The 22,407-nt window shown below is 67.5% G+C and carries 20 protein-coding genes; 10 read left to right on the top strand and 10 right to left on the bottom strand.

Annotation, left to right across the window (positions count from 1 at the left end):
• Positions 1–2: 2 nt before the first annotated feature.
• Positions 3–1,562, bottom strand: coding sequence for a methyl-accepting chemotaxis protein (locus ACO054_RS13990; RefSeq protein ID WP_421707200.1), 1,560 nt, complete (start codon positions 1,560–1,562; stop codon positions 3–5).
• Between the two features lie 465 nt (positions 1,563–2,027).
• On the opposite strand from ACO054_RS13990, the gene ACO054_RS13985 reads away from it, so the two are divergent.
• The 3 genes from ACO054_RS13985 to ACO054_RS13975 all read left to right on the top strand — a co-directional run bounded on the left by ACO054_RS13985 (position 2,028) and on the right by ACO054_RS13975 (position 5,312).
• On the top strand, positions 2,028–2,642 hold the full coding sequence (locus ACO054_RS13985; RefSeq protein ID WP_421707199.1) for a hypothetical protein: 615 nt from the start codon (positions 2,028–2,030) through the stop codon (positions 2,640–2,642).
• 73 nt (positions 2,643–2,715) lie between these two features.
• On the top strand, positions 2,716–4,401 hold the full coding sequence (locus tag ACO054_RS13980) for a methyl-accepting chemotaxis protein (RefSeq protein ID WP_421707198.1): 1,686 nt from the start codon (positions 2,716–2,718) through the stop codon (positions 4,399–4,401).
• A gap of 347 nt (positions 4,402–4,748) precedes the next feature.
• Positions 4,749–5,312, top strand: coding sequence for a GNAT family N-acetyltransferase (locus tag ACO054_RS13975; RefSeq protein WP_421707197.1), 564 nt, complete (start codon positions 4,749–4,751; stop codon positions 5,310–5,312).
• Between the two features lie 24 nt (positions 5,313–5,336).
• Here ACO054_RS13975 and ACO054_RS13970 read toward each other — a convergent pair whose 3' ends face one another.
• The 5 genes from ACO054_RS13970 to ACO054_RS13950 are packed head-to-tail and all read right to left on the bottom strand — an operon-like array spanning position 5,337 to position 12,808.
• Positions 5,337–5,858, bottom strand: coding sequence for a TspO/MBR family protein (locus tag ACO054_RS13970; RefSeq protein ID WP_421707196.1), 522 nt, complete (start codon positions 5,856–5,858; stop codon positions 5,337–5,339).
• The gene (locus ACO054_RS13965) at positions 5,855–8,032 is read right to left on the bottom strand and encodes a hypothetical protein (RefSeq protein WP_421707195.1); all 2,178 of its coding nucleotides are present in this window, start codon (positions 8,030–8,032) and stop codon (positions 5,855–5,857) included. Before ACO054_RS13965 ends, ACO054_RS13970 begins: the two co-directional genes overlap by 4 nt.
• 15 nt (positions 8,033–8,047) lie before the next feature.
• Positions 8,048–10,840 (bottom strand): DUF4159 domain-containing protein, encoded by a 2,793-nt coding sequence (locus ACO054_RS13960; RefSeq protein ID WP_421707194.1) that lies wholly within the window; start codon positions 10,838–10,840, stop codon positions 8,048–8,050.
• Positions 10,841–10,844: 4 nt separating this feature from the next.
• Positions 10,845–11,747, bottom strand: a complete 903-nt coding sequence (locus tag ACO054_RS13955; RefSeq protein WP_421707193.1) for a DUF58 domain-containing protein — start codon at positions 11,745–11,747, stop codon at positions 10,845–10,847.
• A gap of 47 nt (positions 11,748–11,794) precedes the next feature.
• Complete coding sequence (locus ACO054_RS13950) at positions 11,795–12,808, bottom strand: AAA family ATPase (protein ID WP_421707192.1); 1,014 nt, start codon at positions 12,806–12,808, stop codon at positions 11,795–11,797.
• Positions 12,809–13,038: 230 nt separating this feature from the next.
• Between ACO054_RS13950 and ACO054_RS13945 the strand changes: the two genes are divergently transcribed.
• The 3 genes from ACO054_RS13945 to ACO054_RS13935 all read left to right on the top strand — a co-directional run bounded on the left by ACO054_RS13945 (position 13,039) and on the right by ACO054_RS13935 (position 14,630).
• Positions 13,039–13,659, top strand: coding sequence for a DUF1285 domain-containing protein (locus ACO054_RS13945; RefSeq protein WP_421707191.1), 621 nt, complete (start codon positions 13,039–13,041; stop codon positions 13,657–13,659).
• Complete coding sequence (locus tag ACO054_RS13940; protein ID WP_421707190.1) at positions 13,611–14,279, top strand: CoA pyrophosphatase; 669 nt, start codon at positions 13,611–13,613, stop codon at positions 14,277–14,279. Before ACO054_RS13945 ends, ACO054_RS13940 begins: the two co-directional genes overlap by 49 nt.
• A 69-nt stretch (positions 14,280–14,348) precedes the next feature.
• Positions 14,349–14,630 carry a hypothetical protein gene (locus ACO054_RS13935; RefSeq protein ID WP_421707189.1) on the top strand — a complete coding sequence of 94 codons (282 nt, stop codon included), beginning with the start codon at positions 14,349–14,351 and terminating at the stop codon, positions 14,628–14,630.
• A 21-nt stretch (positions 14,631–14,651) separates the two neighbouring features.
• Here the strand turns inward: ACO054_RS13935 and ACO054_RS13930 are convergent, their stop codons facing one another.
• Positions 14,652–15,137: a thioesterase family protein gene (locus tag ACO054_RS13930; protein WP_421707188.1), complete on the bottom strand. Its 486-nt coding sequence runs from the start codon at positions 15,135–15,137 to the stop codon at positions 14,652–14,654.
• 105 nt (positions 15,138–15,242) lie between these two features.
• Positions 15,243–15,626 carry a RidA family protein gene (locus ACO054_RS13925; protein ID WP_421707187.1) on the bottom strand — a complete coding sequence of 128 codons (384 nt, stop codon included), beginning with the start codon at positions 15,624–15,626 and terminating at the stop codon, positions 15,243–15,245.
• Between the two features lie 68 nt (positions 15,627–15,694).
• Here ACO054_RS13925 and ACO054_RS13920 point away from each other — a divergent pair, with 68 nt between their 5' ends.
• A complete protein-coding gene (locus ACO054_RS13920; protein ID WP_421707186.1) occupies positions 15,695–16,225 on the top strand; it encodes an Lrp/AsnC family transcriptional regulator in 531 nt (176 codons plus the stop codon).
• Between the two features lie 58 nt (positions 16,226–16,283).
• Here the strand turns inward: ACO054_RS13920 and ACO054_RS13915 are convergent, their stop codons facing one another.
• The gene (locus tag ACO054_RS13915) at positions 16,284–17,081 is read right to left on the bottom strand and encodes an alpha/beta fold hydrolase (RefSeq protein ID WP_421707185.1); all 798 of its coding nucleotides are present in this window, start codon (positions 17,079–17,081) and stop codon (positions 16,284–16,286) included.
• Positions 17,082–17,349: 268 nt separating this feature from the next.
• On the opposite strand from ACO054_RS13915, the gene ACO054_RS13910 reads away from it, so the two are divergent.
• From ACO054_RS13910 to ACO054_RS13900, 3 genes are all read left to right on the top strand, one after another.
• On the top strand, positions 17,350–18,291 hold the full coding sequence (locus tag ACO054_RS13910; RefSeq protein WP_421707184.1) for a hypothetical protein: 942 nt from the start codon (positions 17,350–17,352) through the stop codon (positions 18,289–18,291).
• Between the two features lie 444 nt (positions 18,292–18,735).
• The gene (locus tag ACO054_RS13905) at positions 18,736–19,641 is read left to right on the top strand and encodes an MlaA family lipoprotein (RefSeq protein WP_421707183.1); all 906 of its coding nucleotides are present in this window, start codon (positions 18,736–18,738) and stop codon (positions 19,639–19,641) included.
• Between the two features lie 96 nt (positions 19,642–19,737).
• Positions 19,738–20,412, top strand: a complete 675-nt coding sequence (locus ACO054_RS13900; protein ID WP_421707182.1) for an MlaC/ttg2D family ABC transporter substrate-binding protein — start codon at positions 19,738–19,740, stop codon at positions 20,410–20,412.
• Positions 20,413–20,517: 105 nt separating this feature from the next.
• On the opposite strand, the gene ettA is transcribed toward ACO054_RS13900, so the two are convergent.
• Positions 20,518–22,191: an energy-dependent translational throttle protein EttA gene (ettA, locus tag ACO054_RS13895; protein WP_421707181.1), complete on the bottom strand. Its 1,674-nt coding sequence runs from the start codon at positions 22,189–22,191 to the stop codon at positions 20,518–20,520.
• Between the last annotated feature and the right edge of the window lie 216 nt (positions 22,192–22,407).

Below are 22,407 nucleotides of genomic sequence, written 5' to 3'. Positions count from 1 at the left end.
GGTCAGGCTGCCGAACTCCGCAGGCTGCGGTAGAGCTGTGTGCCTTCCTCGGCCAGAGTGTTGGCCGTCTGCACGGCCTCGGCGATCGAATCGAGGCTCGCGCTGGTCTCTTGGACAGCGCCGGCCGCCGACTGCATGTTTTCGGCGATTTCCCGGGTCGTCTCCGTCTGTTCCTCTACGGCGCTGGCCACGCCGGTCACGCTCTTTTCCACGGAGACGACGGCGTCCTTAATGCCGCCGAGCCGTTTCACGACGTCGTCGGCAATCCCCTGCATACCTGAGATTTCGGAGGAGACCTGCTCGGTGGCCTTCGCGACCTGGGTCGCCAGGACCTTGACCTCGGAGGCGACGACGGCGAAGCCCTTGCCGGCCTCGCCGGCGCGGGCGGACTCGATGGTCGCGTTCAGCGCCAGCATATTGATCTGCCCGGCGATCTCCTGAATCACCGAGACGATGCTGTTCATGGCATCGGCGGCGCCGACGAGCTGCTGCGTCGCCGTGTCGGCCTTCCCGGTCTCCTCCATTGCGGTGCCGACCTGGGTCGTGGAGAGGGTCATGCTTCGCGAAATCTCGGTGGCCGAGGTCTGGAACTGTCCGGCGGCGGCGGCCACCGACTGCACCACCTTCGCGGTTTCGTTGGAGGCCGCTGCGGCGGAGGTGGTCTGCTTGTTGGCCGTCGCGACGGCTTCCAGGATCTTGTCGAGATTGCCGTCGACCAGCTGTCCGACGCGCTCCGCCTCCTGACGGGCGAGGACGCGTTCGGTGATATCGGCGGCGTAGATCACGACCTTGAAGGGTCTGCCGTCGGGATCGCGGATCGCGTTGTAGGAGGCCTGCAGCCAGAGTTCGCGCCCGTCCTTGCCGATCCGCTTGGCCTCCGAAGCCCAGTGTTCGCCTCGCCCCAAACTCTCCCAGAGTTCACGGTAGTCCTGGCTTTCCGCCGTCGCCGGCTCGACGAGCAGGCTGTGGTTCCGGCCCGCGATTTCCTCCAGGCTATAGCCGAAGGCGTTCAGGAAATTCTCGTTGGCGTCCAGAATCGTACCGTCGAGCTGGAAGGAAGCCACGGCCTGGGACAGGTTGATGGCCTCGATTTGCCCACGGTAGTCGGCATTCTGCAGGGTTTGCGCCGTGACGTCGCTGGCGTGCTTGATGACCTTCACCACCCGCCCGCGCGCATCGACCACGGGGCTGTAGGTGGCCTGGATCCAGATCGGGCGGCCGCTCTTGGTCAGCCGCTTGAATACGCCGGACGGCAGTTCGCCGCGACGCAGGTCGGCCCAGAACTGCCGGTAAGCGTCGCTCCGCGCGAACTCGGGGTCGACGAAGATGCTGTGGTGCCGGCCCTGGATCTCCGCCAGGTCGTAGCCCATGGCGGCCAGGAAGTTCCGGTTAGCCGCGATGATCGTCCCGTCCGGTTCGAATTGAATAATGGCCTGAGAGCGGTCCAGTTCCGCCAGCATCGACTCCACTTCGAGGGCGGTGACCTTCAGGCGGCCTGCGTTGGCCCCGGATCTGTAAGCGCGACCCTTGCCGAGCAGGCGGCCGAGAGAAAAGTTGGCCATGAGCTGTGAGCTGTCCTTAGCTGGAAAACGGCCAGGTCGATCGCTGGCCTGTCAAGCAGTGTTGTGTCGACCGGTAAGGCGGAGGCGGGAAGCGGCAGCTGCAGTTTTAGCGATAACAGCAGCCGGACAATGCGTTTCAATGGTTGAAAGAGCGTAAAATTCTCCCGGGTTTTCGCTGGTCTAAAGTGCGAGTCACGCCCAAGGCGGGATCGCAGACCCGATCCCGCCCGCGGCAGCTGTCGCGCTCGATGGAAAAGGGGTGCGTTGGAAAAGGAGGGTGGTTGAGGAGCGGCCGTCGGGCGTTTGCTGGATCCCTGCTGCCGTAGCTAGGCCCGAACAGAGGTTCTAGCTATTCACCATATAAATATAGGAAGCAAACTATACCATGGATTGTATCCAATTTACCAGGGATTAATTTCAACATGGCAGGATCGGCTCCGGTCGTACGCAACCGGGAGGAGATCCATGCGTCGCATCTTGCTCGAAAGCGCCAAATTCCTGGCGTTCCTGTCGCTTGCCGCCGGTCTGCTGTCCGCGCCGCTTGCCGCCGAGGGACCGCGGGCGCGGATCAGCGAAGCGGACCTGGAGGATATGCGGAGCTGGATCGCCGTGCCGGTGACCTTCGCGACCCTGTCGGGATTGAACACGGAGCAGAGCGGGCTGTCCCAGGCGGATATCGATGCCCTGGACCAGGAATGGCGTGCCGAGCGCGAGCAAATCGGGAACCGGCCGCTCGTGGCCGAGCTGATGGCCCGGCCGCTTTCGAACTATCTCCTGCGCCGTCAGGCCATGGCCGGTGGTCTCTACACTGAAATTTTCGTGGTGACCAACCGCGGGCTGAATGCTGGCCAGAGTGCCGTGACCGGCGACTATTGGCAGGGTGACGAGGCGAAATTCACCAAGACCTTCGAGGTCGGCGCCGACGCCGTCTTCATCGACGAGGCCGAGCTGCACGAGGGCTCGGGCACCTGGCGCCAGCAGGTCAACTTCACCATTCCCGATCCCGAGACTGGCGCCCCGATGGGCGCGGTCACCATCGAGGTCAACCTGACCGAGTTGGCGCGCCGCCGCGCGCTCTGACCCCCAGCAGCATCCGCCGCCCCGGTTCGCGCCACTCCAACGAGCCGACCGCCGAGATACGGAGCCCTTCAAGATGACTTTTCTCGACAATCTGCCCATCGTGCGCAAGCTGACGCTGGCCTTCGCGGGCATGTTTCTGATCGGCGTGCTGGCGTCGGGCGTCGGCCTGCTCCAGATGTCCGAGATCCAGGAGAGCTCCCAGGCGACGCGCAAGACCATCGAAACGCGCGGCCACCTGGAGGACCTGCGCGAGGCCTTCATCGAACAGCAGGGGGCCATCCGCGCCCTCTTGCTAAGCGGCGAGCAAGCCTACGTCGCCGACTACGATGCCTCGGTCGAGCGCTACGGCCTGGCCTACGGCGTGGCACGGGAGTCCCTCGACGGTCAGACCGACATTCTGAAGCAAATGGCAAACCTCAATGGCGAGGTTACGGCCTGGCAGAACGACGTGGCTTCTCGGCAGATCCGTCTGATGCGGGAACCCTTGACCATCGACGAGGCGCGGGCGCTGGAGGCCTCCGGCCTTTCGGCGGCCGCCATGCAGCGCGTGCAGGCGATCTACCTGGACCTGCTGGAGGGCAAACGCATCGAGGTCGAAAGCCGTGCGGCGCGGGAAAAGGCTGCTTTTGCGACGGCTTTCGCCGTGCTGATCGCCGGTGCGGTTCTCTCGCTGGTGGCCGCCGTCGGTTTCGGCCTGTTGCTGGTGCGCAGCCTGTCGCGGCCGATCTCCGCCATGACCCAGGCGATGAGCCGCTTGGCGGATGGCGATACCTCCGTCCAGGTGCCCAGCGTCGGACGCGGCGACGAGGTCGGTGCGATGGCCGCCGCCGTGCAGGTCTTCAAGGACAATGCCATCCGCAACGCGGAACTGGCGGCAACTGCCGAGAAGGACGCGGCCGAGCGCGCGGCGCGCGCCGACCGTCTGAGCGAAGCGACCGAAGGCTTCAGCCGCGACATCGGCGCCGTGCTGGAGCAGGTGACCGGTGCCGCGCGCCAACTTCAGGGAACCAGCGGCAGTCTGACCGCGACGGCGCAGGAGACCAGCGAACGCGCCTCCAGCGTCGCCTCCTCGTCCGAACGGGCCAGCCAGAACGTCGAGACCGTCGCAGCGGCCTCGGAGGAGTTGGGGGCCTCGATCCAGGAGATCACGCGGCAGGTCAAGCAGCAGCGGGAGCTGGCCGGCGAGGCGGCGGAGGATGCCAAGGCGAGCGACGCCGAGGTGCGCCGTCTGGCCGAGAGCGCTCAGAAGATCGGCGAGGTGGTCGGGCTGATCACCGACATCGCCGAGCAGACCAACCTGCTGGCGCTGAACGCGACGATCGAGGCCGCGCGCGCGGGCGAGGCGGGCAAGGGCTTCGCCGTTGTGGCCAGCGAGGTCAAGAGCCTGGCCAGCCAGACCGCAAAGGCGACGGAGCAGATCTCCAAGGATATCGAGGCGATCCAGTCTCAGACCTCCGCCACCGTCAACTCCATCGACGTAATCGGTCAGCGCATCGGCTCGATCACGGAGATCGCGACCGCCGTGGCCACCGCCGTGGAGGAGCAGGCGGCCGCGACCCAGGAGATTTCGCGCAACGTGCAGTCCGCGGCCTCCGGCGCGCGCGACGTCAACGAGAACATCTCCGGGGTTACGGAGGCGGCCAGCGGGCTCGACCGCTCTTCCTCCGAACTGGCCGACGCCTCGCAGGTTCTGACCACCCAGTCGGAAGAGCTGCAGCGCTTCGTGACCCGCTTCGTCGAGGATGTGCGGGCGGCTTAGAGCGGATAGCGATCAGTTGGATTCGCTCTGCGAGTCCAACGATTGCGTTGAATCCGAGCTCGCCTCAGACGTTCAGAGCGCTTCGTGAAGGTCGCCTCCAGCGGGCGACCATGAGAGGGTGGCCGCGTTGCGAAGCCGGCTGTGCTTTTGCTTTGCCGGTTCCGCGCTTCGTGCTATCGAACTGATATGACTGTTCGTTCGTTCATCGCTGTCGAACGCTGCGCTCTCTTGCGCGGCGATCTGCGACGAGGGTGCGGCCGCCGACGCGCGGCCTGAGCCGGTCTCGCGCGCTTGCGCGAAGGGCGGCCTTGTCAGTCCCTTCGACCGCACCGCGAGAGTTCCGACCGATGACCTACGAAATTCAGCAGGCCAGCCCTTCAGACGACCCCCGGATCGAGGCCTTGCTCGACCGCACCTTCGGCTACGACCGCAAGCAGCGCACCTCCTACCGTTTGCGGGAGGGTATCGCGCCGCTGGCGTCCCTCTGTTTCGTCGCCCGTCACGCGGACGGCGGCTTGTTGGCCTCCATCCGCTACTGGCCGATCCGGATCGAGCGCAGCCCGGCGATCCTGCTCGGTCCCCTGGCTGTGGAGCCGGCCCTGCAGGGGCAGGGCTACGGCAAGGCCTTGGTGCGCCACAGCCTGAGTGAGGCCAAACGTCAAGGGCATGCCCTCTGCGTGGTGATCGGGGCGCCGGGCTACTACGAGCCCTTCGGCTTCGTCTCGGCACCGGCGGCCGGCCTGGTCATGCCCGGCCCGGTCGCGCCGGAACGCTTCCAGGTTCTGGCGCTACGTGCCGGCGCCCTGGCGGGCCTGCACGGCGTTGTCGGCCGGGCGGAGAGCGCTGAATCCGATGGTCTGAGCGCTGAGGGTGCCGATCTGGAGAGCGACCGAGCCCCCCGCAGAGCCTAATTCCCCCGTCCTGCTTCCTCGGGCCTAGTTCAAAACCACGATGCCGCCGTTCAACAGGGCGGCGTAGCCCAGCCAAAGCAGATAGGGCGCCAGCAGCCAGGCGGCCGGACGGCTGAGCCCGGCAAAGCTGCGGGCGGTCAGGGCGACCAGGGCGAAGAGCAGCAGGATCACAAGAAGGGCCGGCAAAGGCGCCTGGGCGCCGAAAAAGACGAAGGGCCAGGTGCAGTTGACCGCCAACTGGAGCCCCCAGAGCAGCAGAGGTCCGCGCGCCCTGGACGGCGTGCCGGCCGCGACGGCGGCTCGCCAAACCAACCAGGCGGCGACGGCCATCAGGACGAACAGCAGAGTCCAGGCGACCGGAAAGGCCCAGCCGGGCGGTTTGATCGCCAGTTGGGCCAGGCTGTCGTACCAATCCTGATTGGCCTGCGCGGGGAAGCGGCCGATCTGTCCGACCGCCAGGGTTAGTACCAGCAGACCGGCCAGAAGCAGCCAGTCGCCCCGGCTCCGTCGGTGGCTCGTCCTTTGAACGGCGCGGGAGTCCGTCACCGTCCCTCGCGTCGCCAGGCGAAGAGCAGGGCGCCCAGTGCCAGAGCCAGCGCGGCGATCCCCGGCAGCAGCGGACGCGTTTCGACGCCGGTGACCACGAAGGCGTTCTGGCCGACCACGCCGAACCAGTCGTTGCCGGCCCTGTCGCGGTCGGGCCGCACCTTACGAACAGCGATGTCGGGCGACTCCAGCAAGCTCCGGCTGCCCCCGCCGGTCGCTTCGATCAGGGGCGCCAGGATCTCGTCGGTGGCCCGCAGGTCGGCCATCTCTATGGGGTTGACCGGACCCGCCGCCGCCAGGGCGAGACGTTCGCCATCGCTGACGCGGTAGACGCCGGGCTGGTCGATCGGCAGGGCGGCGGCGGCGCGGCCGGGTCCGCTGGCCTGCAGCTCCAGTGTAACGGTCTCTCCATCCGGCAGGGTCACCTCGACGGAGGACCAGTCCTCCTCCAGGCTGCGCTGCTCGACCTCCAGCCGGTTGCCGTGGACGACGGCGCGCAGGTCCTCCTCCTCCAGATCCGGCTCCTTCATCAGCCAGTGGGCGACCCGCCGGGTCAGCTCGGCCTGGGGGCCGCCGCCTTCGAAGCCGCGCGACCAGAGCCAGATGTGATCGCTGGTCAGCTGGGCGACCCGACCCTCGCCGATGCGATCGAGGACCAGCAGCGGGCGTTCCTCCGCCCCGGTCATCAGGATCTCGCCGTCGCGGGCATCGGTGTCGACCTGGCGGAACCAGCGGCCCCAACTCGGCAAAGCCCCCTGGTCCGTCATGGAGGCACCGGGCGGCGGGGCGCCGGGCAGGGCCGAGGTAACCGGGTGTCGATGACCGAGGTCCGTCACCGCCGCGTGGAAGGGGCGCTCGACCACTTCGCCGGTCGGCGTGGCCGGCAGCACGCGGCCTAGCGGCGTGCGGTAGAGAGACAGCGGCGTCGCGAAGGCCGGACCGACCGCCTCGAAGAGCGCGCCGCCCTCCTCGACGTAGCGGGCGATGTTCTCCAGGTAGAGGTTCGGCAGCACCCCGCGACGGCGATAGCGGTCGAAGATCACGAGATCGAATTCGTCGAGCTTAACCTCGAACAGCTCGCGGGTCGGGAAGGCGATCAGCGAAAGCTCGTGGATGGGCGTGCCGTCCTGCTTCTCCGGCGGGCGCAGGATGGTGAAGTGCACTAGGTCGACGCTGGGGTCGGACTTGAGGATGTTCCGCCAGGCGCGCTCTCCGACGTGGGGTTCGCCCGAGACCAGCAAGACGCGCAGACGGTCACGCACGCCGTTCACCACGACGGCAGCGGTGTTGTTGCGCAGGGTCAGCTCGTCCGGGCCGGCCTCCGCCTCGATCTCGATGACCGTGGCGCCGCGCCGCTCCACCTCGAAGCTGTACTGCACCTCGCGGCCGAGCGGCACGCGCAGCAGCTCTGGCTCGGCGCCGTCGCGCACGATCCGCAGGTTCGCCTGCCCGGCCGCGGCGGCGGCCCCCGCCGGTTCCGGCAGGTCGTCGACGCGAAGTGTCAGGGAGAGTTCGCGCCCGACGATGCCGTAGCCCGGCACGTTGGTCAGGGTCAGGCGCCGGTCGCGCTCGTCGTCCCGGCCGCTACGCAGGAGGTGAACCGGAGCGTCCAGCGCGAACTGCTCCAGGCTCTCCGGCACGTCGTGAACCTGCCCGTCGCTGATCAGGAAGACGGCGCCGACGCGGCTTTGCGCCACTTCGGAGAGGGCCTGATCGACGGTGGCGAAGAGGTTGGTGCCGCCGTTCACGCTGCCCGGACCGCCGCTACCGCCAGGGCCGCCGCTGGGGCTGCTCTCGTTGCCACCCAGGCTGCCCCCCAGGCTCCCGCCCTCGGCCCGTACCACGCGGACCTCGGTGTCGGGCAGGGCCTCCAGCGCCTCGGTCAGGGCCGCAAGGGCGGCGGCCTGCTGCTCGGGACGAGGGGCGATCTCCGTGCTCGGGCTCTCGTCGAGCACCACCAGGGCGACGTCCTCTAGAGGGTCGCGTTCTTCCGACACAGCCGAGGGGTTGGCGAGCGCGAGCAGTAGGGTGGCTGCGAAGAGTCCGCGCAAGAGGCCGCCCCGTGCCCGCTGCCAAAGGGTCGCGCCGCAGATCGCGGCGGTCGCGAGGGCCAGGGTCAGCAGGGCGGGCCAGGGGATCAGGGGGTCCCAGGCGACGGTGAGATGATCCAGCATGACCCGGTCCTCCCCCTACTGTCCCAGCCGTTCCAGTATGTAGGGCACATGCACCTGGTCGGCCTTGTAGTTGCCGGTGAGCGCGTACATCACGAGGTTCACGCCGAAGCGGTAGGCCATCTCGCGCTGGCGCTCGCCGCCGGGCACGGCCGCTGCCATCGGGCGCCCCAGGTCGTCGATTGCCCAGGCGCCGGCCCAGTCGTTCGAGCCGATCACGACCGAGGCAACGCCGTCGTTGTCCGCCTCGTCGGGGTTCTCCACCCAGAGCGTTCCGCCGTCGTAGCGGCCGGGGAAATCCTGCAGCAGGTAGAAGGCCTTGGTCAGCACGTGCTCCGGCGGAACCGGCACCAGCGGCGGAACCTGGATGCCGTCGGTCAGACGCTGCAGCGCCTGACCGTTGCGGCTGGAGGCGCCGAACAGACGGTTGCCGACGGCCGGTTCGCGCAGATCAATCAGCAGCGTGCCGCCGTTGACGAGATAGTCGTTCAGGGCCTGCCGGGCGGCGGAGTCCAGGGCGGTCTGTTCTGGCGTGATCGGCCAGTAGAGCAGCGGGAAGAAGGCCAGCTCGTCGCGGCCCAGCTCGACGGCCATGGGGTCGGCCGGCTCGACCGCCGTCCGCCGCAGCAACAGGCGCGACAGCCCGGACAGGCCGGCGCGGCTAAGATCATCGACCTGGGGCACGCCCGTGACGACGTAGGCCAGGCGCGTGTCGAGCGTCGCGGCCATGATCCGACGCAGGTCGTCGTCGGACCCGGTTGTCTGGGACTGTGCGTCGGCGGCGGACGGCAGAAGCAGCAATCCCGCGAGCAACAGAACGACTGCTGCGCCGCCGCCGCCCCTGGCCGCCTGGCGCAGGCTGCCGGGCCGCAGGCTGAGATGGCCGCGCAGCGCGAGGGCGATCAGGGCATCCAGCAGGGCCACCACCAGTGCCGCTGTCAGCAGCCAGGGCAGCAGGTCGCGTTCGTCGCCACCGCTGTAGACGCGGGCCTCCACCGCGCCCGGTAGGGCACCGATCGGGGTGAGCAGCGGATCGGCGGCCACCAAGTTGTGGGCGCGCCGCCCCGCCTCGGTGCCGTAGATGCCGGGCGGATGGCGCGGGCCGATCTCGCCCGCCTCGATGGCCTGCGCCGTCAGGGCCAGAGCGGTGGCCGGCGGCGTGCCCAGCCGGCCGAAGCCGTCGAGGGTCGAGAGCGGCGGCAAGCTGGCTTCGCTAGCGCCGCTGACGCCCTGGCTGATCGCCACGATGCGCCGCAGCATCTCGACGAAGAGGCCGGAGAGCGGCAGGTCGGACCACTCGGTGTTGGCGGTGGTATGGACCAGGGTCACCCAGCCCTCGCCGCGCGGCTCTGCGGTCACCAGCGGCGTGCCGTCGGTTAGCTGCGCCCAGGTCTTCTGCGGCAGGTCCAGGGCCGGTTCGGCGAGCACCTGGCGAGACACCGCGACGTCCTGGGGCAGCATCAGCCCGGCGAAGGGCGAGTCGGGAGAAAAGGGGGCCAGTTCGGCCGGATCGCTCCAGGTCAGCGCGCCGCCCATGACGCGGCCGCCCCGGCGCAGCTCGACCGGCAGCAGCCCGTCGTCGCCTTCGGCCAGTCGCGGGCCCGCGAAGCGCAGCAACAGGCCGCCCTCCTGCACCCAGGCTTCCAGCGCCGTCGCCTGTTCGGGCGGCAAGGGGCCGAGGTCGGGCATGGCGATCACGGCGACGCCGCGATCCATCAACTGGCGGACGTCGCCGCGGCTGATCTCGGTGAAAGGTGCCAGCGCGCGCTCCAGGAAGTAGAGCTCGCTCAACAGCGGCTGCGCCGCGTCGAGCGGACCGGCGGAGACCAGTCCGACCGGCCGGCGGCGCCAGCGTTCGTCGAGGAACAGAACGGCCCCGGCACCGGCCTCGCCCTCGATGTCCAGGCGGGTGATGCGATTACGCAGCTCGATCGGCAGCGTCAGAGCCTGAGCCGTTTCGGCGGCGCCGGGTTCGAATTCCAGAAGCTGTTGGGCGATCACCCGGCCGCGGTCGTCGCTAGCGCGGACCGTCAGGCTGTCCGGAGTCTCGGCCTGGGTCCGGCGGGCGCGCAGGATCAGCGCGGCCGTGTCGATTTCCGGCGGCAGAAGCAGACGAGGCAGGTCGCCCGGCCCCTCGCGGTAGATCTCGACGCGCCCGAGGTCCAGGAGCGTCTGGGCGAACTCCGCCGCCTCAGGGGCCGCGCCGCCCTCCAGTGCGTCCTCCAATCCGTCGGACAGCCAGACGACGGTCGCCGCCTCGTCGAGGTCCAGGGCGCGCAGTCGTTCGGCGGTCGCCGGCCGGTCGACCGGCCAGGGCCTCGGTTGCAGGCTGAGCGCGAGACGGCGCGCCTCGGCCGCTGGCAGGGCCGACAACCGCGTTTCCGCGCTCTCCCGCCCGTCGGGCGCCGTGGCCGCCAGGATCACGCTGCGCCGGTCGCGCTCCGCCTGATCCAGCAGATCGCCGAGTAGCCGCTCGCGCGCGGCCCAGTTGGCAGCCGCGGCCCAGCCGTTGTCGACCACCACCACGACCGGTCCGCTGCCGGCGAGCTGGGCGTTGGGGTTGAGAATCGGACGGGCCAGACCGACGATTACCAGCGCCGCGAGCAGCATGCGCAGGGCGATCAGCCACCAGGGCGTACGTGCCGGTGTCTCCTCTGGCGGCTGCAGGCCGAACAGCAGGCGGATTGCGGGAAAACTGAGACGCTTGGGCGCGGGGGGCGTGACGCGCAGCAGCCACCAGAGGACCGGCAAGCCGGCCAGCGCGAACAGCAGCCAGGGATTGACGAAGCCGAGCGGTCCCAGGGTCAGCATAGCGTCAGCGCCTCCCGGTCTGCACGGCGAGGGCCTGGTACAGGCCGAGCAGCGCCGACTGCGGTGTGGAGTCCGTATGGTGCAGACCGGCCGTCCAGCCTGCCTGCCTGGCGATCTCGACCAGGCCGTCGCGCTGCTGCGTCAGACGTTCCAGATAGGCCCCGCGCACCGTCTCGACTCGGCTGAGGAGCCAAGGGTCCTCGCCCTCCAGTCCCTCGAAACGGACCCGACCGCGAAACGGCAGGCCCTCCTCCGCCGGGTCGAGGATCTGCAGGATATGGCCGCGCAGACCGCGTTCGGCGAAGTAGCGCACCCGTGCCTCGATGATCTCCAGCGGCTGCAGGAAATCGCCGAACCAGACGACCTGACCGAAACGGGGCAAGTCCTGACGCGGCGCCAAGGCGTCCTCGTCGGCCAGAAGCACGGACTCGCTGCCGCGTTCCAGCTCCAGCGCCAGGCGTGTCAGCGTGGCCCGGCTGGCGTCGGGCCGCCGGCCTGTGCCGGCCAGCGAGACCCGTTCGCCGGCCTGGATCGCCAGCACCGCAAGTCCGAGCAGCAGCAGATCGGCGCGTGCCCGTTTGGTTTCGAGGGCGCGGTCGGACGACCAGTCCATGGAGGGCGAGGTATCGCGCCAGAGCCAGACCGACTGGGCCGCCTCCCACTCCGTTTGACGAACGAAGACCCGGTCTGATTTGGCCGTTTGCCGCCAGTCGATGGTCTGAGGTGTGTCGCCCAGTTCATAGGGCCGGAACTGCCAGAAGGTTTCGCCCTGACCGACCCGCCGGCGCCCGTGCACACCCTGAGCCACGGTGGAGGCCACCCGTTCCGCTGCGATCAGCAGCGGCGGGAGGCCGGCGGCCAGGGCCTCGCCGCGTTGTTGCAGGGGAAGGTCCGGGCTCACCGCCATCGCCGGCTAGCTCTCGTGGCCCAGGCGGGTGCTCTGTCGCGGCGCGCTCAACGATAGGGCTCGCACAGCAGCCCGATGATGTCGTCGATCATCACGCCGTCGGCGCGGGCAGCGAAGCTGAGAGCCATGCGGTGGCGCAGCACGGGGCCCGCCATGGCCAGGACGTCGTCCATGGAGGGGGCGAAGCGGCCGTCCAGGACGGCGCGGGCGCGGATCGCCAGCATCAGCGCCTGGCTGGCACGTGGACCGGGCCCCCAGGCGACCTGCGCCTTGACCTCGTCGCGAGCCGTCTCCGTCGGACGCCCGGAGCGGACGATATTCAGGATCGCCTCGACGATCTTCTCACCGACCGGCACCCGGCGCACCAAAGTCTGAGCCACCATCAGCTCCTCGGGCGACATGACCTGCCGGGCCTCCGCGCCGCGCGTTCCGGTGGTCGCCAGCAGCATCTGCCGCTCGGCCTCCAGGTCCGGGTAACCGACTTCGATCTCTACGAAGAAACGGTCGAGCTGTGCCTCCGGCAGGGGATAGGTGCCCTCCTGCTCCAGCGGGTTCTGGGTGGCCAGCACGTGGAAGGGATTCGGCAGTTCGTGGGGCGAGCCGGCAACGGTCACCCGATGTTCCTGCATGGCCTGCAGCAACGCCGACTGGGTGCGCGGGCTGGCGCGGTTGATCTCGTCGGCCATCAGCAACTGGGCGAAGACCGGACCCTCGATGAAACGGAAGCTGCGCCGCCCGCTCTCGCCTTCTTCCAGAACCTCGGAGCCGAGAATATCGGCCGGCATGAGGTCCGGCGTGCACTGAACCCGGCGATCCTCAAGCCCGAAGACCGTGCCCAGCGTTTCGACCAGGCGGGTCTTGGCTAGGCCCGGCACGCCGACCAACAGGGTGTGGCCGCCGGCGAGCAGGGTGATCAGCGTGTTGTCCACCACCTGCTGCTGACCGAAGATCACTTGGCCGATGCCTTCGCGCACGGCGGCGAGGCGGTTGCCCAGGCGCTCGATCTCGCCGGCCAGGCGGTCGGCTTCGGCGGTCGGCGAGTCGGTCTGCGTGGCGGTCATCTGCGGCTTGGCCTCCCTGCCGGTCCGGCGCTGCACCCCTGCTCGCGCCACGTGATAGAGTCCCCGGTACGCGCGTCGCCGGATCAGGGTGACGCGAAAGCACGTTCAAAGCTAGACCCCTGGCACAGCTCGGCCCCAGGCAAAGCTAAACGTCTGAGCTGGGCCGCGACGGCAGCTCGAACCACGAAAGGGTCTAGAGCCCGACTATGGCAAAGATAGGGAGCCGAGTGATGGACGGACAGCCCGACAGCCCGTCTTTCGGTGACACGAAGTCGCGAGGCGGTGCCAAGGCGGCAACCGGCGGCGCCCACGACGCCGCTTCGAAAGACGCCGGGTCCGAAGCGAAGTCGGGCCCGGACTGGCCGACCTGCGGCGATTTCGACATGAAGATCGCCCGCGACGGAACCTGGAGCTACCGGGGCAGCCCGATCGGGCGGAAGCGGCTGGTTAAGCTCTTCTCCACCGTGCTGCGGCGCGAGGCCGACGGCGAGTACTGGCTGGTAACGCCGGTCGAGCGTGGGCGCATTGAGGTCGAGGACGTGCCCTTCATCGCGGAGGAACTGCGCGAAAGCGGGGCCGGCGCTGAGATGGTGCTTGCCTTCCGCACCAACCTGGACGACTGGGTCGAGGCCGATACCGCGCATCCGCTACGGGTCCTGCACGACGCTGACAGCGGTGAGCCGGCGCCCTATATCCTGGTGCGGGACGGCCTGGAGGCGCGCCTGGCACGCGCCGTCTTCTATCATCTGGTGGAGCTGGCGGTGCCCCAACGAGACGAAGAGGGACGAGAACGCCTCGGCGTATGGAGCAAGGGCAGTTTCTTTCCGCTGGACCCTCCGTCCGGCAGCTGACCGGCGAGGCTGTTGAGCGCCGGTTGCGCGCCGCCGCGCCCGGACGCCGGTCGGCCCTGACGCCGCAGCCGGAGGGCACGCGCGGGGACCACGAGCTGAATCCCGACCTCTACGACCCGGAGCAGACGATGAAAGCGGCGGCCGTTCTGGTGCCGCTGGTCGAGAGCGACGCGGGCCTCAGCGTGCTGCTGACGCGACGCACCGCCCATCTGCGCGATCACGCCGGCCAGATCGCCTTTCCCGGCGGCCGCCTGGAGCCGCAGGACGCCGATGCGCTGGCCTGCGCGCTGCGCGAGAGCGAGGAGGAGGTCGGCCTGCGGCGCGATCTGGTGACGCCGATCGGCCAGCTCGACGTCTACGTCACGCGCACCGGGTTCGAGGTCACGCCCATCGTCGGGCGGATCGCGGCGCCGCTCGATCTGACGCCCGACCCCTTCGAGGTGGCCGAGGCCTTCGAGGTGCCGCTGGCCTTCTTCCTCGACCCGGCGAATCGTGAGATCCAAAGCCGCGACTATCGGGGCAAGACCCGCCACTTCTACGTCTATCCCTACCGGGACTACTACATCTGGGGCGCGACGGCGGGCATGCTGAACAACCTGGTCGAGGTCATGGGGACATGAGCCGCGACAGGAAAGCCATACACGGCAGTAGTCTTAGGCGAGAGAGGGAGCCATTCGGCGGATGACCGCATGTTGAAAAAACTGATCACCATCGTCTTGCCCTTCCTGCTCCCCTTTCTGCTTTACGCCATCTACGCCGGAATGCAGCGGCTGTCGCGGCGGCAGGAGGCCGAGTCCGGCCGGGCCCCGACCTGGAGCGGCGCGACCGTCGGCTGGCTGTCCCTGGCCGGGGCGCTGATGGTTGCCGCCACGCTGATCACCTTCCGCTTCGTCGGCTCTCCGGCTTTCTTGGAGCCTGCGCCTGCGGCGTTGCAGGCGCCGCCGACCTCCTTTCCGTCCGAGGCCCGCTGATTCCCTACTTCGGCTGACTTCCTACTTCGGCGGAGTCATGGAGACGCCGCGCCCCGCCTCAGTCGGACGCGGGAGATCCTTGTGGGCCTGCCAGATCGCCTCGACCCGTGCGGCCACCTCCGGCGCCATCGGCGCGGCGCGGCGGGTCTTGAGGTCCACGTGCAGGCTCATCCATTCGACCGTGGCGGCCAGGAAGCCCTCTTCCGCGTGGTACATGCGCAGGAAGATGTTGAGCTTCTTCGGATCCCAGCCGAGCAACTGCAGCGTCACCACGATCGGCGCGTCGGGCAGCAACTCCCGCTGGTAGGTCACATGGGCCTCGACCGAGAAGATCGTGCCGCCGCTGCTTTGCCGGTAGGCGGCGTCGATGCCGATCCTGTCCATGAAGAGGTCGAAGGCCTGATCGAAGGCCACGACGTAGTAGCCGACGTTCATATGACCGTTGTAGTCGAGCCACTGCGGCTGGACGGAAGTGCGCTGCAGCTCGAGGGCCGCGTCGAAGGGCATGGTGGGGTCTCCGGTCGGATGGTTTGAAAAACAGAGGTGTCTCGCTAAGCGGGTTGCCGCGCTTATAGCAGATGCCTTCCAGCCGTGACTCCAGCGACGCATCGCTCAGGCAGCGGCGATCACTTCGATCTCCACAAGCCAGTCGTCCTCCAGCGTTTGCACCACGATGGCAGTGGTGGGAACACGGCGGCCGTCGAGCGCCTGCAGCCGGGCGGCCTGGTTCGCCTTGCCGAAGGCGGCGTCCCGCAGGTAGCTGGTCAGGCGCACGATGTTGGCGGTCGTCATGTCGGCCTCGGCCAGGATACGGCGGAGGTTCGACCAGATCAGCGCGAGCTGGGCGTCCAACCCCTCGGGCGCCTTGCCCTGCGCGTCGAGCCCCATGGTGCCGCTGACGAAGAGCAGACGGTTCGCGCCCCGAACCTCCAGAGCGTGCAGGTAGTCGTCGGCGCGATAGATGCCGTCCGTCGGGTTTCTCGGTGTCAATTGCATGATGAAGATCCTTTCGTCATTTTTCGATAACTCTGCCGAACTGTCTGGCAAAAGGCTGTTTTCGATTGATGGAAGAAGAAACAGAAGATCTTCGGCCGAAGGTAGGGGCGGCGCGGCCCCTGGATGCATTCGACCGAAGGATTTTAGCCGCGCTGACGGAGGACGCGCGCCTGACCTACGCCGACATCGGCCGGCGCGCGGGGCTTTCGGCGCCGGCGGTGCACGAGCGCGTCAAGCGCCTGAAGGCCTCCGGCGCTCTGGCCGGTACCACGACCCGGATCGACGGCCCTGCGGTCGGCAAACCCTTCCTCGCGTTCGTTCACGTCGATGCGGACGGCTGGGGCAAGAGCCAGCGCATGATGAGGCTGACGCGCTTCCCCGAGGTCGAGGAGATGCATTCGGTCGCGGGCGATACCTGCGTCATCCTGAAGGTGCGCACGGCCAGCGCCCACGCCCTGGAGGCCTTTCTCTCGCAGCTTTACCTCTTGCCGGGTGTGCGGGGCACGCGGAGCTTCGTCGTTCTCTCGACCTACCTGGAGCGCCCGGTCCAGGCGGAAGTCACCTCGGCCTGGCCGGACATCCCTCTGCCGCCGGAGTGACTCGACGTCGGGTCGCGGTTCCCGGTCTCATCTGCCGAGCGGGCCTGCGACGATCCTGCTAAAGGTGTTTGCCGAAGAAGGCCAGCGCGAGACGGTTGAAGGCCGCCGGATTGTCCAGGTTCGCGGCATGACCGGCCTCCGGAACGACGGCCAGTTCGCTCGTTTCAGTCTCTGCGTGCCAGACTGCCGCCGCTTTCGGAATAAGGTCGAGCCGATCTCGATCGCCGTAGCAGATCAAGATCGGGTGCGAGATGGCGTCGTCGCCCTCTTCCCGATGGACTGTAAGGGCTACGGCCTTGGCGATCGCCCGGACGTCCTTAGCGGTCAGCGGTGCCGCCATCTTCACGAGCTTGGCTTGTGCCTGCTTCGTGAATGCCGACCTCTCCATCGCTTGTCGCTTGAACAGACCGGTTGGCATGACGGCGACGATCGGCGGCATGACCCGGAGCAGGAAACGTTCCAGAGGGGACAGCGAGATCTTGCTGCTGGTACAGCCCAGCAGGATCGCTGCGCTTACCCGTTCGGGGGCCTTGAAGATCATCTCTTGGCTGACGTAGCCGCCCATCGACTGTCCGAGCAGAGCCACTTTCCCCTCGCCCAGGTAATCGAGCAGGCCGATCAGGTCGTCGGCAGCCTGGCGCGGGGTGAAGGGGCGTCCACAGGGCCGCGAACGGCCATGGCCACGCGGGTCCCAGGCGAGCAAACGGTAGGTTTCCGACAGAGCGAAGACTTGGTCTTCGAACAGCGAGTGATCGGTGAAGGCGCCGGGCGACAAGACGATCAGCGGCGCTCCTTCGGGGCCCGCCGTCCAGAAATGGATGTGGCAGTCGCCGGCGTCGTAGAGCCCATGGTTCATGAACGACCCTTTAGAGCAAGATCGCCTCGGGTGGAATTGGTGAGGCAGCTTCCACCCAAGGCATAAAGCCCAGGTTCGCGACACTTTCAGAGCGACGCCTTTGGACGAAAAGGCCTTTGGACGAAAAGGCCTTCGGACGACTAGGCTGGCCATGTCTCCTGGAGGTGCGCGGCCATCCGGAGATCGGAGCAGCGCTCCATTGGCCGCGCGCGGCAAACGGGGTAGCGTCGCTGGCGTCTTCGTCGTTCTCTATCATTTCGCGAGTCCTATGCGTCTGTTGGCTTTTCTGGGCGGCCACGGCCCCAAGGTGCTGTTTCTCGGCGTCTTCATCGGCCTGGCCCTGCCCGATCTCGCGTCCCTGGCCCGGCCGCTGGTGGGACCGGCGGTGGCCACGCTGCTCGTGCTGACGCTGCTGCGGGTCGAGTGGCACCAGATGGTGGCCACTCTGCGCCGGCCGGGGCTGCTGGCGCTGTTGGTGGTCTGGCTGATGCTGATCTCTCCGGTCGTGACCTGGGGCGTCCTGGCGCTGCTGCCCGGGCCGCAGCCGCTGGAAATCGCCCTGGTCCTGATGGCGGCGGCGCCGCCGATCTTGGGGGTCACGGCCATTGCGATCCTGCTGGGCCTCGACGGGGCCCTGGCGCTGGTGATGGGGCTGGCGGCGACGTTGCTGACGCCGATCACCGTGCCGCTGCTGTCGCTCTGGCTGCTGGGGCTGGAGCTGGAGGTCAGCATCGCCGGCTTCATGCTGCGCCTGGCACTGGTGGTGCTTGGGGCCTTCGCCCTGGCTGCCCTGCTGCGCCGGCTTATGGGCGCCGACTGGTTCCGCGCCCGCGCCGCGTCCCTGGACGGCCTAGTCATGCTGGTGATGCTGGTTTTCGCCGTGGCGATCATGGACGGGGTCACGGCGACGCTTTTCGCGCGACCCGAGGTCGTGGTGCTGTGGATCCTCGCCGCCTTCGTCGCGAACCCTCTATTGCAGGTGGCGGCGGCTTTCGCCTTCTGGTGGCAGGGACCGCGCCGGGCACTGACCATCGGCCTGATGTCGGGCAACTGTAACATGGGTCTGCTGCTGGCGGCGCTGCCGCCGCAGGCCGACTACGACGTGGTGCTGTTCTTCGCGCTCGCTCAACTGCCCATGTATATGCTGCCCTTTGCCTTGACCCCCCTCTACCGCCGGCTACTTCTTTCAGTTGAGCGTGGGTCGGGTTGAACCCGGCATGGTCTGCAAAGAAGGTCGAGTTTCTACAGGCAAAGCTGCAACACTCTGTGAAAGCTCAGTCTTTTGTCGGTTCCGCTTATGGTCTTTTGCCCCCAGGTGTGTTAGCAGCAGAAGATCGCTTCACAGGTGAGGGGTTCGATTGCGAACCACTTGTTAAGGCCTGACGGCTAGCTTCACCGAAAGGTAGTCGTAAGGGTGTGCGGCGAAGGTCGTTGGGGCCAACCCCGACAAGGTTGGGGGCAACCCCGGTAAGTGTGTCGGATCGGGAGTCGGGTCTCGATTCGGCAGTCTGTTTCATGACAGTGTCTTCGACATGGCAGGGTCACGCATCGCGCAAGACGGACGACCGCGCCGGAGATGTCGATAGCAGGAACAAGACGGGGCGCAATGTTGACTAGGGCTGTCTCGCGGGCTTCGGACCGCTTCACGAAGAGCATGTCTTCCCTCGGATCCGGCTTGAGGGCCGGGCTGCGACCCGCGTTCGGGCCGCTGCTTTGTCTGACCGTTCTGAGCGGGTGCGCCTGGGCGCCTGGACTGGAAGACACCAACGGCTATGCGCAGGCGCCGAGCCGGGAATTCCAGCTGGCCGCCATGGCGGATGGCGAATACATCGCCACCGATATTGCCGACGTGGCCGATGTCGGCACAGGCGAGTTCGTGTCGGCCGGCGACCCGCTGGAGGTCTTCAACCGCTTCGTCTTCGCGATCAACGACACGCTCGACATCTTCGTGTTCAAGCCGATCGCGGTCACCTATCGCCGTTGGACGCCCGACCTGTTTCAGGAGGCCGTGAGCAACTTCGTCACCAACCTGAGCGAGCCGGTGACCTTCGCGAACTCTCTGTTCCAGGGCGATTGGGAGCATGCCGAGACCACAGGCAGCCGCTTCCTGATCAACAGCGCGATCGGTTTCGGCCTGTTCGATCCCGCCACCGGCCTGGGGCTGGAGCATCGCAACGAGGACTTTGGCCAGACCCTGGCGGTGCATGGCGTGCCCAGCGGTCCCTATCTGGTGCTGCCGCTACTCGGCCCCTCGACCTTCCGGGATGCCGGCGGGCGCGGCGTCGACTTCTTCCTCGACCCCTTCAATTATCTGGCTCGCGCAAACGACAAGGAGTCGCTGTCGCTGGCTCGCACAGGGGCCGAGGCCGTCAGCTTCCGCGCGGCCAACATTGATACGCTGGACGAAGTCCGCCGCGATTCCATCGACTACTACTCGCGCATCCGCTCGCTCTGGCGACAGCAGCGCGAGCGTCAGATTCGAAACGATGTCGGTGGCGTCGGCCCCGAATTCAGCGGGCCCGAGCCCGCGACGGATCCGCGTCAGGTGAGCGTTCGTTAGGCCTTTTTCGTTAGGCTCGACCGCAACGGTTTTTCAGAGTCAGCAGGGGTATCGGTGCGAAACGGCCGTAAGGTCGGGAGCCCGAGAAGGAGAGATATGACCGCAGAGATCACGCGAGAGTTCACGCGCAGGCTGCGCCAGCTGGGATCGGCCGTTTTCGTCGTGGCGTTCATTGTGGCCGGGCCTTTGTCGGTCGCGGCTTCTGCACAGGCCGAGACGCCGACCGAGTTTCTGAAGGACTTCTCCAACACCGCCTTGACGGAGCTGACGGGCAACGACCTGAGCCAGGACGAGCTGGAAGCCCGCTTCGGCAGCCTTCTGGAGGAGGGGTTCGACGTGCCGGCGGTCAGTCAGTTCATCCTGGCCCGCTTCTGGCGTTCGGCCTCCGAGCAGGAGCGCGCCGACTTCATCGTGGTCTTCAAGGACTATCTGGCCCAGCGCTTCCTGCCGCTGTTCAGCGGCGCTAGCGACGTCGAACTGCGCTTCGGCGAGGCCCAGCCGCTACAGGGACGCGACGACCTGTTCGAGGTGCCGGTCAGCTTCCAGCCGGCAGACGGCGGCGAAGCGGTTCGCACCATCTGGCGCGTACGCGGGCAGACGTCCAACTTCAAGATTCTCGATGTGCGGGCCGAGGGCGTCAGCCTCGCCGTTACGCTGCGCGACGAATACACCTCCGTGATTCGCCAGCAGGGCAGCGTGGCCGGACTGGTGCAGGAGTTGCGCCGCCTGATCGACAGCGGCCAGGTGCGGCCGGTCAATCAGCAAGGCTAGATAGCCGGCAGAGGTGCGAGCGATGTAGAAAGGGGCCTTGCGGCCCCTTTTTGCTGTCGCAGATCTGCCCCAGACCTGCCGTCGTGCCTGCTTCCCCCGCTTTCCTCAGCGGGTCAGGGGCTTGTACTTGATGCGGTGGGGCTCGATGGCGGCGTCTCCCAGGCGGCGCTTCTTGTCCTCTTCGTAGTCCTGGAAGTTGCCTTCGTACCAGACCGCCCGGCTGTCGCCCTCGAAGGCCAGAATGTGGGTGGCTACGCGGTCCAGGAACCAGCGGTCGTGGCTGATCACCAGCACGCAGCCGGCGAAGTCCAGCAGGGATTCCTCCAGTGCCCGCAGGGTGTCCACGTCCAGGTCGTTGGTCGGCTCGTCCAGCAGGATCACGTTGGCGCCGGACTTCAACAGCTTGGCCAGGTTGACGCGGTTGCGCTCGCCGCCCGAGAGCTGGCCGACCTTCTTCTGCTGATCGGGGCCCTTGAAGTTGAAGCTGCCGACGTAGGCACGGCTGTTGACCTCACGCTTGCCGACGTGGATCACGTCGGCACCTTCCGAAATCTCCTGCCAGATGGTGTTGTCGGCCTTTAGGGTGTCGCGACTCTGGTCGACGTAGCCCAGCTTGACCGTGTCGCCGACCCGCAGGCTGCCACTGTCGGGCTGTTCCTGACCGACGATCATCTTGAAGAGAGTGGTCTTGCCGGCGCCGTTCGGGCCGATGATGCCGACGATGGCGCCGGGCGGAACCTTGAAGGAGAGATCTTCGATCAGCAGGTGGTTGCCGAAGCCCTTGCGCAGATCCTGGGCCTCGATCACCAGGTCGCCCAGACGCGGACCCGGCGGGATGACGATCTGGCCCGCTTCCGGTGCCTTGTCGACCTGCGTGTTGAGCAGCTCCTCGTAGGCCTGGATGCGGGCCTTCTGCTTCGACTGGCGCGCCTTGGGCGACTGGCGGATCCACTCGGCCTCGTGGTCCAGTTCGCGCTGACGTGCCTTCTCCTCACGCGCCTCCTGCGCCAGGCGTTTGCGCTTCTGCTCCAGCCAGCCGGAGTAGTTGCCCTGGTAAGGAATGGCACGGCCGCGGTCGAGCTCCAGGATCCAGCCGGCGACGTTGTCCAGGAAGTAGCGGTCGTGGGTCACGCAGCAGACCGTGCCGGGATACTCCTCAAGGTGACGCTCCAGCCAGGCCACGGACTCGGCATCCAGGTGGTTGGTCGGCTCGTCCAGCAGCAGCAGGTCCGGCTTCTGCAGCAGCAGACGGCAGAGCGCAACGCGCCGTCGCTCGCCGCCCGAAAGGTTGGAGACCTTGGCTTCGCCCGGCGGGCAGCGCAGGGCGTCCATCGCGATCTCGATGGTGCGGTCCAGGTCCCAGGCGCCGGCCGCGTCGATCTTTTCCTGCAGTTCGGCCTGCTCGGCGATCAGGGCGTCGAAATCGGCGTCGGGTTCGGCGAAGGCGTTGCTGACCTCATTGAAGCGATCGACCAGCGCCTTCAGGCCGCCCAGCCCCTCCATCACGTTCTCGGCCACCGTCTTATCGGCGTCCAGTCTGGGCTCCTGGTGCAGGTAGCCGACCTTGGCTTCCTTGGCGGGCCAGGCCTCGCCGTTGAACTCGGTATCCTCGCCGGCCATGATCCGCAGCAGCGTGGACTTGCCGGTACCGTTGAGGCCCAGCACGCCGATTTTGGCGCCCGGCAGGAAATTCAGGTGCACGTCCTTCACCACGGTCTTGCCGCCGGGGTAGGTCTTCGACAGACCCTGCATGGAATAGACGTACTGGTAGGAGGCCATCAGGCGCGCCCTTTACTGCTTCGCGTGGTTTCAGTGGTGTGGTCTCGGTGGTTCCGCGTCTTCCGGGAAACGAGACCCGTTCGGCGCGCATCCTAGCGACGCGGGACCAGCCGTCAACGGTGGGTATGGGCTTGGCGGGGGTAGGTATGGGCCTGGCGGGGTCGATAGAGGCGCGGCGGGGCGGGCCGCTTGGATCGCTGTGTGACGAGATTGGCG

The sequence above is a fragment of the Algihabitans sp. genome, from assembly GCF_965226985.1.
Lineage (GTDB): Bacteria > Pseudomonadota > Alphaproteobacteria > Kiloniellales > DSM-21159 > Algihabitans.
The sequence above is the reverse complement of the archived record's forward strand: the minus strand, read 5'-3'. Positions and strand labels throughout refer to the sequence as shown.

What these genes read in the sequence shown, in the direction of transcription:
- ACO054_RS13990 (WP_421707200.1), bottom strand. Translation starts at nt 1,562, where the DNA reads ATGGCCAACTTTTCTCTCGGCCGCCTGCTCGGCAAGGGTCGCGCTTAC.
- ACO054_RS13985 (WP_421707199.1), top strand. Translation starts at nt 2,028, where the DNA reads ATGCGTCGCATCTTGCTCGAAAGCGCCAAATTCCTGGCGTTCCTGTCG.
- ACO054_RS13980 (WP_421707198.1), top strand. Translation starts at nt 2,716, where the DNA reads ATGACTTTTCTCGACAATCTGCCCATCGTGCGCAAGCTGACGCTGGCC.
- ACO054_RS13975 (WP_421707197.1), top strand. Translation starts at nt 4,749, where the DNA reads ATGACCTACGAAATTCAGCAGGCCAGCCCTTCAGACGACCCCCGGATC.
- ACO054_RS13965 (WP_421707195.1), bottom strand. Translation starts at nt 8,032, where the DNA reads ATGCTGGATCATCTCACCGTCGCCTGGGACCCCCTGATCCCCTGGCCC.
- ACO054_RS13960 (WP_421707194.1), bottom strand. Translation starts at nt 10,840, where the DNA reads ATGCTGACCCTGGGACCGCTCGGCTTCGTCAATCCCTGGCTGCTGTTC.
- ACO054_RS13955 (WP_421707193.1), bottom strand. Translation starts at nt 11,747, where the DNA reads ATGGCGGTGAGCCCGGACCTTCCCCTGCAACAACGCGGCGAGGCCCTG.
- ACO054_RS13950 (WP_421707192.1), bottom strand. Translation starts at nt 12,808, where the DNA reads ATGACCGCCACGCAGACCGACTCGCCGACCGCCGAAGCCGACCGCCTG.
- ACO054_RS13945 (WP_421707191.1), top strand. Translation starts at nt 13,039, where the DNA reads ATGGACGGACAGCCCGACAGCCCGTCTTTCGGTGACACGAAGTCGCGA.
- ACO054_RS13940 (WP_421707190.1), top strand. Translation starts at nt 13,611, where the DNA reads ATGGAGCAAGGGCAGTTTCTTTCCGCTGGACCCTCCGTCCGGCAGCTG.
- ACO054_RS13935 (WP_421707189.1), top strand. Translation starts at nt 14,349, where the DNA reads ATGTTGAAAAAACTGATCACCATCGTCTTGCCCTTCCTGCTCCCCTTT.
- ACO054_RS13930 (WP_421707188.1), bottom strand. Translation starts at nt 15,137, where the DNA reads ATGCCCTTCGACGCGGCCCTCGAGCTGCAGCGCACTTCCGTCCAGCCG.
- ACO054_RS13925 (WP_421707187.1), bottom strand. Translation starts at nt 15,626, where the DNA reads ATGCAATTGACACCGAGAAACCCGACGGACGGCATCTATCGCGCCGAC.
- ACO054_RS13920 (WP_421707186.1), top strand. Translation starts at nt 15,695, where the DNA reads ATGGAAGAAGAAACAGAAGATCTTCGGCCGAAGGTAGGGGCGGCGCGG.
- ACO054_RS13915 (WP_421707185.1), bottom strand. Translation starts at nt 17,081, where the DNA reads ATGAACCATGGGCTCTACGACGCCGGCGACTGCCACATCCATTTCTGG.
- ACO054_RS13910 (WP_421707184.1), top strand. Translation starts at nt 17,350, where the DNA reads ATGCGTCTGTTGGCTTTTCTGGGCGGCCACGGCCCCAAGGTGCTGTTT.
- ACO054_RS13905 (WP_421707183.1), top strand. Translation starts at nt 18,736, where the DNA reads ATGTCTTCCCTCGGATCCGGCTTGAGGGCCGGGCTGCGACCCGCGTTC.
- ACO054_RS13900 (WP_421707182.1), top strand. Translation starts at nt 19,738, where the DNA reads ATGACCGCAGAGATCACGCGAGAGTTCACGCGCAGGCTGCGCCAGCTG.
- ettA (WP_421707181.1), bottom strand. Translation starts at nt 22,191, where the DNA reads ATGGCCTCCTACCAGTACGTCTATTCCATGCAGGGTCTGTCGAAGACC.